Annotated in this window: 9 protein-coding genes; 3 read left to right on the top strand and 6 right to left on the bottom strand. The window is 64.6% G+C overall.

All coding sequences use genetic code 11. The features are described from left to right. Window positions 1-130 precede the first annotated feature (130 nt). From AC07X4_RS18390 to rsmA, 3 genes are read left to right on the top strand one after another with little or no spacing between them, the layout of a single operon-like run. Window positions 131-2,512: an LPS-assembly protein LptD gene (locus tag AC07X4_RS18390; protein WP_056742682.1), complete on the top strand. Its 2,382-nt coding sequence runs from the start codon at window positions 131-133 to the stop codon at window positions 2,510-2,512. Between the two features lie 3 nt (window positions 2,513-2,515). Further along, entirely contained in the window at window positions 2,516-3,949 is a 1,434-nt protein-coding gene (locus AC07X4_RS18385; RefSeq protein ID WP_395457103.1) for a peptidylprolyl isomerase, read from the top strand. Between the two features lie 55 nt (window positions 3,950-4,004). Next, complete coding sequence (gene rsmA / locus AC07X4_RS18380; RefSeq protein ID WP_444825018.1) at window positions 4,005-4,784, top strand: 16S rRNA (adenine(1518)-N(6)/adenine(1519)-N(6))-dimethyltransferase RsmA; 780 nt, start codon at window positions 4,005-4,007, stop codon at window positions 4,782-4,784. Window positions 4,785-5,058: 274 nt separating this feature from the next. On the opposite strand, the gene AC07X4_RS18375 is transcribed toward rsmA, so the two are convergent. The 6 genes from AC07X4_RS18375 to AC07X4_RS18350 form a co-directional block, all read right to left on the bottom strand. Next, window positions 5,059-5,268 carry a hypothetical protein gene (locus AC07X4_RS18375; protein WP_015016367.1) on the bottom strand — a complete coding sequence of 70 codons (210 nt, stop codon included), beginning with the start codon at window positions 5,266-5,268 and terminating at the stop codon, window positions 5,059-5,061. Beyond that, window positions 5,247-5,672, bottom strand: a complete 426-nt coding sequence (locus AC07X4_RS18370; RefSeq protein ID WP_015016366.1) for a barstar family protein — start codon at window positions 5,670-5,672, stop codon at window positions 5,247-5,249. Before AC07X4_RS18370 ends, AC07X4_RS18375 begins: the two co-directional genes overlap by 22 nt. A 138-nt stretch (window positions 5,673-5,810) precedes the next feature. Further along, the gene (locus tag AC07X4_RS18365) at window positions 5,811-6,218 is read right to left on the bottom strand and encodes a guanyl-specific ribonuclease (RefSeq protein ID WP_056056729.1); all 408 of its coding nucleotides are present in this window, start codon (window positions 6,216-6,218) and stop codon (window positions 5,811-5,813) included. A 154-nt stretch (window positions 6,219-6,372) separates the two neighbouring features. Then, window positions 6,373-8,715 (bottom strand): NADP-dependent malic enzyme, encoded by a 2,343-nt coding sequence (locus AC07X4_RS18360; RefSeq protein ID WP_056742688.1) that lies wholly within the window; start codon window positions 8,713-8,715, stop codon window positions 6,373-6,375. A 403-nt stretch (window positions 8,716-9,118) separates the two neighbouring features. Beyond that, complete coding sequence (locus tag AC07X4_RS18355; protein WP_108496904.1) at window positions 9,119-10,639, bottom strand: CoA-acylating methylmalonate-semialdehyde dehydrogenase; 1,521 nt, start codon at window positions 10,637-10,639, stop codon at window positions 9,119-9,121. 70 nt (window positions 10,640-10,709) lie between these two features. Beyond that, a complete protein-coding gene (locus tag AC07X4_RS18350; protein WP_494740890.1) occupies window positions 10,710-11,339 on the bottom strand; it encodes a DJ-1/PfpI family protein in 630 nt (209 codons plus the stop codon). Window positions 11,340-11,346 lie beyond the last annotated feature (7 nt).

Genomic DNA, 11,346 nt, shown 5'->3' with positions numbered 1-11,346 from the left:
GTCGTGGCTGGCGCCGTGCGCGCTGGCCAGGACCGGTCCCTTTGTCCGCTACCGCCCCTCAACACCCCACGTGCCACGCTGCCAGCCCCTCACCGTGCAGAACCTCACCTCCCTTCGCGCCCGGCCCGCCATGGCGAAGTCTGCACGGCTGCGGCCCCCCGTGCCCCGCGTGCTGGCCCTGGGCGTTGCGCTGGCCTGGTGTGGCCTGCCGCTGGCGGCTCTGGCCCAGGACGGAGCCGCGCCCAGCGCCTGGGATGCGCCGCCGGTGCTGCGCACGTCACCCCTGCTGCAGGAAAAGATTCCCGACGCCGTGCGTTCGCAATTGCCCGTCTTTGTGAAGGGCGACCACATCAGCGGCCAGACCGACCTGAACGCACTGATTGAAGGCAACGCCGAGCTGCGCCGGGGCGACACGGTCATCCGCGCCGACCGGCTCGACTACAACGTGCCCGAGGACCTGGCCAAGGCCAACGGCAAGGTGCGCATCAACCGCGCAGGCAATGTCTACGAAGGGACGGCGTTGGAGCTGCGGGTGGAGGCCTTCGAGGGCTTCTTCAGCGACGCGCGCTACCGCTTCCTGGCCACGCAGGCGCATGGAGATGCGACGCGGGTGGATTTTGTGGACCGCTACCGCGCCGTGGTGCACAACGGCACCTACACCACCTGCGAGCGTGGCAACGAGGAGAGCTGGCAGCCCGACTGGGTGCTGCGCGCCGCCACCATCCGCATTGACAACGAGGAAGAGGTGGGCACGGCCGAAGATGCGGTGCTGGAGTTCAAGGGCATCTCGGTGCTGCCCATTCCGTACATCAGCTTCCCACTGTCGGAAAAGCGCAAATCAGGCCTGCTGCCGCCCACCGTAGGGCTCGATAGCCGGGATGGCGTGACCTACATGCAGCCGTATTACTGGAACATCGCGCCCAACCGCGATGCCACCTTGCGCGCCGCGCTCATGACCAAACGAGGCGCCAACGTGGGCGGCGAGTTCCGCTACCTGGAGCCAACCTACAAAGGCCAGATCAGTGCCGACGTGATGCCCACCGACCGTCTGCGCGACCGGGTGCGCTGGAGCTTTAGCGGCAAACACGAAGGCGCGTTCGACACCGGCATCGGCGGGCTGGGGCTGAACCTCAACCTCAACCGCGTGAGTGATGACAACTACTGGCGCGACTTCAGCCGTGCTACGGATCAACTGCGCCAGCGCCTGCTGCCCAACGATGCGATCCTGTCCTGGGGCCGCAACGACATGTCGGCCACCGTGCGCACGCTCAAGTGGCAGACGCTGCAAGACGTGAGCTCGCCCATCGTGCCTCCGTATGACCGCATGCCGCAGGTGCAATGGCGCTACAACCCCTCGCAGCTGGGCGGTGGATTCGATGCCAGCGTGGAGCTGGACACCACGCGCTTTGAAGCGGCCCGCGCGCTCACGGGCCAGCCCAATGCCGATCGCAGTTACGCCATGGCGCAGATCAGCCGCCCCTTCCTGTCGCCGGGTGGCTTCATCACCCCGCGCCTGCAGCTGCATGCCACGCAGTACCAGTTTGACTCGGCCCTGTCCAACGGCCAGCGCTCGGCCAGCCGCACGCTGCCTACCTTCAGCCTGGACAGCGGCCTGGTGTTCGAGCGTGACACCGCCTACTTTGGTCGCGCCTTCCTGCAGACACTGGAGCCCCGGGCGTTCTATACCTACACGCCCTACCGCGACCAGAGCATGCTGCCGGTGTATGACACAGCGGCCAATGACTTCAACTTCGCCACCATCTACACAGAGAACGCGTTTGGCGGCAACGACCGGCTGGCCGACAACAACCTGCTGACCCTGGGCGTGACCACACGCCTGCTGGACCCCGACACTGGTGCCCAGGCAGCGCGCTTCGGCATTGCCCAGCGGGTGCGTTTCTCGGACCAGAAGGTCACCCTGCCAGGGGGCACGCCGGTGAGCGAGCGCCTGTCGGACCTGCTGCTGGGCGCGGGCATCAACTGGACACCGCAGTGGGGCTTTGACTCCACCGTGCAGTACAACCCCAAGACCGGACAGTCCATCCGTTCGACCATCGGCGCGCGCTACAGCCCCAGCAACTACCGCACCGTGAGCGCGGCCTACCGTCTGCAACGTGGCACCAGCGAGCAGATCGACATCGGCTGGCAGTGGCCGCTGAACGACCTGTGGGGCGACAAGGGCAAGGACCTGGGCCCCGGCCGCGGCCAGGGCGGCGGGCGCTGGTACAGCGTGGGCCGCCTGAACTACAGCATGAAGGACCGCAAACTCGTGGACACCGTGGTGGGCTTCGAGTACGACAGCTGCTGCTGGATTGGCCGCGTGGTGCTGGAGCGCCTGCAAAGCAGCGTGACCAGCTCCAACACGCGCCTTCTGTTCCAGATCGAATTCGTGGGCTTCTCCCGCCTGAGCCTGGGCTCCAGCCCGCTCGACTCCTTCAAGCAAAATGTGCCGCGTTACCAGAACCTGCGCGAGCAGGTCTCCACGCCCAGCCGCTTCAGCAACTACGACTAGACCATGAACCACCGTGTATTCGCACTGGCCTTGACGGCCGCGTTGGCATCCCTCGTGGCGCAAGGCGCTGCGGCCCAGGGCCTGCGCCCCTCGGGGACCTCGTCCTCGGGCAAGACAGGGTTGTCTTCATCGCCGTCTTCGCTGAATGCGCGCCCTGCTGCCGTGCCCTCCATCACGCTGCCCGCGCCCTCCACCAGCACGGCCCCGCGCTCGGCCGATTTCATTGTGGCGGTGGTCAACTCCGAGCCCGTGACCAACTACGAGGTGCGCTCGCGCCTGGCACGTGCCGAGGCGCAGATCGCCAAGCAGGGCGGTGCCATGCCACCGCGCGATGCGCTGGCGCGCGAAGTCCTCGAACGCATCATCCTGGAGAAGGTGCAGCTGCAGCAGGCCCGCGAATCGGGCATCAAGGTCGATGACTACGCCGTGTCGCAAGCCGAGCAGGGCGTGGCCCGCCAGAACGACATGACAGTGGACGAGCTGTATGCGCGCCTGGCCCGCGATGGAATGAGCAAGGACCGTTTTCGCGAAGAGCTGCGCAACCAGTTGCTGCAGCAGCGCCTGCGCGAGCGCGAAGTCGAAGCGCGGGTGAAGGTGAGCGATCTGGACGTGGACCAGTTCCTGCGTGAAGAGCAAAAGGGCACGGATGTCGCCGCCATGGAGATCAACCTGGGCCATGTGCTGGTGCTGGTGCCTGAAAACGCCACCCCCACGCAGGTGGCCGAGCGGCAGGCACGGGCACAGCGAGCGGCCGACAAGGTGCGCGCGGGCGAAGACTTTGCAGCGGTGGCCCGCGAGTTCTCCGATGCGCCCGAAGGCCAGCGCGCTGGTGGATTGCTGGGCTTGCGGCCTGCGGATCGTTATCCTGAGCTGTTTGTGAACTCCACCCTCGGCCTGCCGGTGGGCTCCATCGTGGGCCCGGTGCGCTCGCCAGCGGGTTTTCACGTGCTCAAGGTGGTGGAACGTGTGACGGCGGGTATGCCGACCACCGTAGTGCAAAACCATGCGCGCCACATCTTGCTGCGCACGGGCCCCCAGTTGTCCGAAGCCGCCGCCGCCGCGCGCCTGGCCGACTACCGCCGCCGCGTGCTGGCGGGGCAGGCCGACTTTGCAGCCCTGGCGCGCGAGCATTCGCAGGACGGCAGTTCCAAGGAGGGCGGCGACCTCGGCTGGGCCAACCCAGGCCGGTATGTCCCCGAGTTCGAGCAAGCGCTGGACGCCCTCAAGCCCGGTGACATCAGCGAACCCCTGGTTTCGCGTTTTGGCGTGCACCTGATCCAGCTGCTCGAACGCCGCGAGGCCAAGCTCACCCAGCGCGAGCAGCGCGAAATGGCCCGCAGCACGGTGCGCGAGAAGAAGCTCGACGAGGCCTATGCCACCTGGGCGCAGGAGTTGCGCGGGCGCGCGTATGTCGAGTACCGCGAGCCACCCCAGTGAGTGCAGCGCACACGAGCTCCAAGCACTCTCAGACACGACAACAGGTAAGGCCGCGTTGAAACACATTCCCCGCAAGCGCTTCGGACAGCATTTCCTGTCCGACCAGGGCATCATCGACGGCATCGTGCAGGCCATTGCGCCGATGCCCGGTCAACCCATGGTCGAGATCGGGCCCGGTCTGGCCGCGCTGACGCAGCCCCTGGTGGAACGCCTGGGGCGCCTCACGGTCATCGAACTGGACCGCGACCTGGCGCTGCGCCTGCGCCTGCATGGCCAGCTCGACGTGATTGAGTCGGACGTGCTCAAGGTGGACTTCACCGCACTGGCGCAGACCCTGCGTGACAAGGCAGGACAGCCCGGTTTGCGGTTGCGCGTGGTGGGCAACCTGCCCTACAACATCTCCACACCCATCCTGTTCCATCTGCTGGACCATGTGCAGGTGATCGAAGACCAGCACTTCATGCTGCAAAAGGAAGTGATCGACCGCATGGTGGCCAGCCCCGCCACGGGCGACTACGGGCGCCTGTCGGTGATGCTGCAATGGCGCTACGCCATGGAAAACATGCTGTTCGTGCCGCCCGAGAGCTTCGACCCGCCGCCCCGCGTGGACAGCGCCGTGGTGCGCATGGTGCCGCATGCAGAGCCTGCGGCCTTGTCTGTGCCGCTGCTGGAAGAGCTGGTGCAGGTCGCCTTCAGCCAGCGCCGCAAGCTGCTGCGCCACACGCTGGGCCGCTGGCTCGAAGCCCGCCAGTTTGCTGGTGAATTCGACACCCAGCGCCGCGCCGAGGAAGTGCCCGTGGCCGAATACGTGGCTCTGGCGCAGAATTGCTCTTAAATTAATAGCTGGCAGCGCTTGTTGAATGGGTGCTGGCGGTCTATGGGGCAAAAAAATGGGGTGCAGTGCACCAGCATCATCCGCATCAATGGCAGGAAAAGAGGCCTGCCTCGGGTGTGGCAGGCGCTTGATTCAACTCTGCCCTCGACGATGGGCGACATACCATGCCAGAGACACCGCGCAAGGGCCGCCCCGCCGCGCTGGTGTCGTCCCCCTTCCCGGCGAAGCCGAGAGAAGGGGGAAGCGGCGTAGCCGCTCAGGGGGATGTACCGAGTTATGCGGCGCTGAGCCAATACCCGGCATTGAAAGGGCTGCTCATGCGCAGCGCCATGGGCGACACGTCCACAAGCTTGTCGGTGGGCATCTTTTCAGCGGGTTCGCCGTTGATCTCGATGCCTTCCACGGCCTGGGTGTCGCTAGCCTCGTTCGCCCGTTCTGCTTGGCTGGTGGATGCAGAACGGGCTACAGAAAAGAATAGAAACACCGGAAGGGGATCTTGCGATCACCCCAGTAGTCGGCAGCATCACGGAAGATGTCGAGCAGCTGCTCGCGCGCTTCCTTGTCGAACTTGCCCGTGGCAGGAATCTGCTCCAGCACCACAATGAAACCAGGCTGCGGGCCTGATTTGTGCAAGGGGTCTGTCATGCAGTCGTACAACGCATCGAAGTTCTTGCCGAAGTGCGACGGGAACGTGAATTGGGCGGCAATGAGATCCAGCACATCCTGCTTGGACTGCGCGTGGGCCAGATTGGCGTACAAGAAATGGTGACCCATGGAGGTGGCTGCATCCTGCAGGTCCTGCACGCGGAAGGCGCGAATGGACTGCACGATGTTGGTGCGCACGCCACGCAGTGGCGTTTCCAGGTCTTTACGAAGTGGCGTCTGCATCTCCGCTACTCTTTCTTTATAAAGTCCACAAACTTCTGGCATCTCACAGGCTGCAGGATGCGGCCTGTGAATGGGGAATTCAATGGGGCGCGGCGTACGCTTTCAGGGATGGGCTGGCTGGCGTACGACGCATTGGGGTTACTCGACGATCTCGCGAAAACTGGCGTAGTGGTCGCTGGTGTAGTAGCAGGCATCCGGCATCCGGGGCTTGCCGCCACACACGATGCGCCGGGCTCCCCGGTCGCGCGATCCTGGTGTTCTGACGGTGTATTCACGGTAGTAGCCCCGCTTTTGGGCGGGCAACAGCCGCTCGCGATTGCCAAAAACCGATCCGTCCTTGTCGTACGGAAAGGGCCCGCCCTCACGGATCAGCGCATACGTTGTCCGCCCTTGGGGCGGCAACTCGGCCAGTGCGATGGGGGTGATGGACCCGTCGGTGGACGGGGATTTCCGGGCATGTCCCGCGACCGGAGACAGCACGAAAGCAACACCCAAAACACACAATAACCCTGCCTTGCGCGCCCGGGTGGCTACAGCCTTCAGCATCAACGAACCTTTCAGAAACTACGGGTTAACCCGAAATTTCGACCCGCTAGTGTCGCTCAACGGTCCCCAAAAAGCAAGCGTCTGCACAAAGATTGGGCAGACGCTGAAGGGCTTTGCAGGGGTTTTAAGTTAGCGCTTGCTATTCTTTTAAGGCTTACCGCAGGGCGTTGGCATCGGCCACGGTGAGGGCTGTCATGTTCACAATACGACGCACGGTAGCACTGGGTGTCAGGATATGAACCGGCTTGGCAGCGCCCAGCAGCACGGGGCCGATGGCAATGCCGCCACCTGCTGCGGTCTTGAGCAGGTTGTAGGCAATGTTGGCGGCGTCGATGTTGGGGAACACCAGCAAGTTGGCGTCGCCGGTCAGCTCGCTGCTGGGCATGAGCGCCGAGCGGGCCTTGCCGTCCAGCGCCACGTCGCCATGCATTTCACCGTCCACTTCCAGCCAGGGGGCCTGCTGGCGCAGCAGTTCCAGCGTCCGGCGCATCTTCACAGCGCTGGGGCTGTTGCTGGTGCCGAAGTTGGAGTGCGACAGCAGCGCCGCCTTGGGCTTGATGCCAAAGCGCATCATTTCCTCGGCGGCCAGGGCGGTGATCTCGGCCAGCTCCTGTGGCGTGGGGTCGTAGTTGACGTGCGTGTCCACCAGGAACACCTGGCGGCCTGGCAGCATCAGGCCGTTCATGCAGGCGTACACCGGCACATCCTGCTCGGTGCTGTCGGCGCCGCCTGCATGCTTGCCGATGACCTGGTCGATGTACATCAGGTGGTTGGCGGTGGTGCCCCAAGTACCGCAGATCAGGCCGTCCACTTCGCCCTTGTGCAGCATCATCGAACCGATGAGCGTGAGGCGGCGGCGCATCTCGATCTTGGCAACCTGCTGGGTGATGCCCTTGCGCTCGGTCATGCGGTGGTAGGTCTGCCAGAAGTCGCGGTAGCGGTGGTCGAAGTCGGTGTTGACCACGTCGTAGTCCACGCCTTCCTTCAGGCGCAGGCCAAACTTTTCGATGCGCTGGGCAATGATGGCGGGGCGGCCGATCAGCGTGGGGCGCGCCACCTTTTCGTCCACCACGATCTGCGCAGCACGCAGCACGCGTTCTTCTTCGCCCTCGGCATAGGCCACCCGCTTCTTGGCGGCATTGCGGGCCGCGTCGAAGATGGGCTTCATCGTCGTGCCCGAGGCATACACAAAGGTCTGCAGCCGGTCGCGGTACGCGTCCATGTCAGCGATGGGGCGCTGTGCCACGCCGCTGTCCATGGCGGCCTGGGCCACGGCGGGCGCGATCTTCATCATCAGGCGCGGGTCGAACGGCTTGGGAATCAGGTACTCGGGCCCGAAGGTCAGCTTCTCGCCCACGTAGGCGGCGGCCACCACCTCGCTTTGTTCGGCCTGTGCCAGCTCGGCAATCGCGTGCACCGCGGCAATCTCCATCTCATCGGTGATGGTGGTGGCACCGCAGTCCAGTGCTCCACGGAAGATGTAGGGGAAGCACAGGACGTTGTTCACCTGGTTCGGATAGTCCGAGCGGCCCGTGGCCATGATGATGTCGTTGCGCACGCTGTGCGCCAGCTCGGGCGTGATCTCGGGGTTGGGGTTGGCCAGCGCGAAGATCACCGGGCGCTCGGCCATGGTGGCCACCATCTCGGGTTTGAGCACGTTGCCGGCCGACAGGCCCAGGAACACGTCCGCCCCCACCATCACCTCGGCCAGCTTGCGCGCGTCGGTCTTCTGCATGAACTGGCGCTTGTCGTCGTCCATCAGCTCTTCGCGGCCTTCATACACCACACCAGCCAGGTCGGTGACGAAAACGTTCTTGCGCTGCACGCCCACCTTGAGCAGCAGATTCAGGCAGGCCAGGGCCGCCGCACCCGCGCCGCTGGTGACCAGCTTCACGTCTTCGATCTTCTTGTTGGCGACCTTGAGCGCATTCACGACGGCAGCCGCCACCGTGATCGCCGTACCGTGCTGGTCGTCGTGGAAGACCGGAATCTTCATGCGCTTGCGCAGCTCGCGCTCCACATAGAAGCAGTCGGGAGCCTTGATGTCTTCGAGGTTCACGGCGCCAAAGGTCGGCTCCAGTGCCGCAATCACCTCTACCAGCTTGGCGGGGTCCTTCTCGTCGATCTCGATGTCGAACACGTCCACGCCCGCGAACTTCTTGAACAGGACGGCCTTGCCTTCCATCACCGGCTTGGAGGCCAGCGCACCAATGTCGCCCAGGCCCAGCACGGCCGTGCCGTTGCTGATCACGGCGACCAAGTTGCCGCGCGAGGTGTAGCGGAAGGCGTTGGCCGGGTCCTTCACGATCTCTTCGCAGGGCGCGGCCACGCCGGGCGAGTAGGCCAGCGCGAGATCGTGCTGGTTGATCATCTGCTTGGTCGCGGCAATCGCCAGCTTGCCGGGCTTGGGAAACTCGTGGTACTCGAGAGCGGCACGGCGCAACTGGGCACGCTTGTCGGAATCGTTGTTGTTCTGGGCCGTGGTGTTCTCGGGCATTCAGTGTCTCCAACTCAGGGGTGAGGGGCCAAAACCGTACTCCAGCGGGTCTGCAGCAGGCTGTCAGCTTTGTAAGGGTCTGCGATTGTAGGGGGATGTGCGTAAAAACCCTAGTAAGCGAATCTGCTTATAGAGGGGCTGTTTGCCCATTGATTGTGTCGTGCGGGCAGGGTTTTGAGACCTCCGTATCCATGCACAAAAGCTATGAAGTGTTTTGCTTTTTGATGGGTAAGACCTCGGCATCCGAAAACGGGTCGCTTCATGGGCTCTTCTTGCGCCAAAAGACGGCATGCCACGCCAGCCATGCGCATTTGCATGGCTGGCCTTCAAACCCACTGGCACGGCACAAAACGAAAAAAGGCCCCACGTGGGGCCTTTTCGTCGAAAAGTGGATGCTGGTGCTTCAGCGGCTGCTCGGGAAGCTGAACACCGCCCCCTCACGCACGCCCGCCGAGGGCCAGCGCTGCGTGATGGTCTTGCGCTTGGTGTAGAAGCGTACGGCGTCGGGACCGTAGGCGTGCAGGTCGCCGAACAAGCTGCGCTTCCAGCCGCCGAACGAGTGGTAGGCAACCGGCACGGGCAGGGGCACGTTCACGCCCACCATGCCGACCTGGATGTGGTCGGTGAAGTAGCGGGCGGCCTCGCCGTCGCGGGTGAAGATGCAGGTGCCGTTGCCGTACTCGTGGTCGTTGATGAGCTGCATGGCTTCCTGCAGCGTCTTCACGCGCACCACGCCCAGCACGGGGCCGAAGATTTCTTCCTGGTAGATCTTCATGCCGGGCTTGACGTTGTCAAACAGGCAGGCGCCCAGGAAATAGCCGTTCTCGTGGCCTGCCGCCACCTTCACGCCACGGCCGTCCACAACCAGCGTGGCGCCTTCGGCCACGCCGCTGTCCACATAGGCCTTCACCTTCTCGAAGTGGGGCTTGGTGACCAGCGGGCCCATGTCGTTGCTGTTGTCGGTGCCGGGACCGACCTTCATCTTGGCGATCTCGGTCTTGAGGCCCGCGATCACGGCGTCACCCACTTCGTCGCCCACGGCGACCAGCAGCGGGATGGCCATGCAGCGCTCGCCACACGAGCCGTAGGCCGCGCCCATCAGCGCGCTCACTGCGTTGCCTACGTCGGCGTCGGGCATCAGCACGGCGTGGTTCTTGGCACCGCCCAGGGCTTGCACGCGCTTGCCGTGTTTGCAGCCTTCGGCGTAGATGTATTCGGCAATGGGGGTGGAGCCCACAAAGCTCACGGCCTTGACGCGGGGGTCGCGCAGCAGCGTGTCCACGGCCAGCTTGTCGCCGTTGACCACGTTGAGCACGCCGGGCGGCAGGCCCGCTTCCAGCGCCAGCTGGGCGATGAACAGCGTGGAGGAGGGATCGCGCTCCGAAGGCTTGAGCACAAAGGTGTTGCCACACGCCACGGCCATGGGCCACATCCACAGCGGCACCATCGCCGGGAAGTTGAAGGGCGTGATGCCTGCGGTGACGCCCAGCGCCTGGAACTCACTCCACGAGTCGATGCTGGGGCCCACGTTGCGGCTGTGCTCGCCCTTGAGCAACTCGGGCGCGTAGCTCGCGTATTCCACGTTCTCGATGCCGCGCTGCAGCTCGCCGTGCGCGTCGGCCAGCACCTTGCCGTGTTCGGCGGTGATCAGGGCGGCGATCTTGTCGGCGTTTTCTTCGAGCAGCACTTTGAGCTTGCTCATCACGCGCGCACGCTTGAGCGGCGGCGTGTTGCGCCATGCCGGAAACGCGGCCTCGGCCGAGGCAATGGCCGCCTCGACCGTGGCCTGGCTTGCCAGGGCCACGCTGGTGGTGGACAGGCCGGTGGCGGGGTCAAACACGGGCTGCGTACGGGCGGTGTCGGCGACGATCTGGCCGTCGATCAGGTGGCCGATGGTGGTGGTGACGTTTTTGTCGTGGTTCATGGTGATTTCAAGTAAAAAGTGCCACAAGCGCTAGTGAAAAATGCGCTGATAGCTATCAAATTTATAGTATTCAAGACGCAGCAGCCTGGGGCTCCAGCGCGGGCAGCACATGCCCCAAGGCGCGGTCGATGAACTCCTGCTTCTCGCCCACCGGAGCAAAGTAGTGCAGCACTTCGCGCGCGGCATCCAGCCCCTTGAGTCGGGCGATCAGCCACGCCACCAGGTACTGCGAGGCCAGGCACCCGCCCGCCGTGGCCACGTTGCCGTGGGCCGCAAACGCGCGCGGCACCACGTCCACGCCCGACTCCACCACCCACGGCTTGCTGGTCAGGTCCGTACAGGCGGGCGTGCCGCTCAGCAGGCCCAAGCGGCTGAGCAAAAAGGTGCCAGAGCACTGCGCCGCGAGCAACTGGTGGGCGGGGTTCAGCACCCTTAGCTGTTCCATCAGCGCGGGGGTGTTGGCCACCTCACGCGTCTTCATGCCGCTGCCCACCAGCACCGCGTCGGCCTCAGCCAGCTGGCTCAGGTCTTCGTGCGCGTCGATGGTCAGCCCGTTCATGGACGTGATGCGGGGTGTGGGACTCGCAATGCGCACCTGCCAGTCCTTGTCGCCCAGCAGCGCGATGCGATTGAGCATGCCAAACGCCACCAGCGAATCCAGGTCGTTGAAGGCATCGAAGGTGAGGATGGAAATGCGCATGGAGGGG

The sequence above is a fragment of the Acidovorax sp. GW460-11-11-14-LB4 genome (assembly GCF_059423685.1).
Note: the sequence above shows the minus strand (reverse complement) of the source record. Positions and strands in the feature narration are given on the sequence as shown.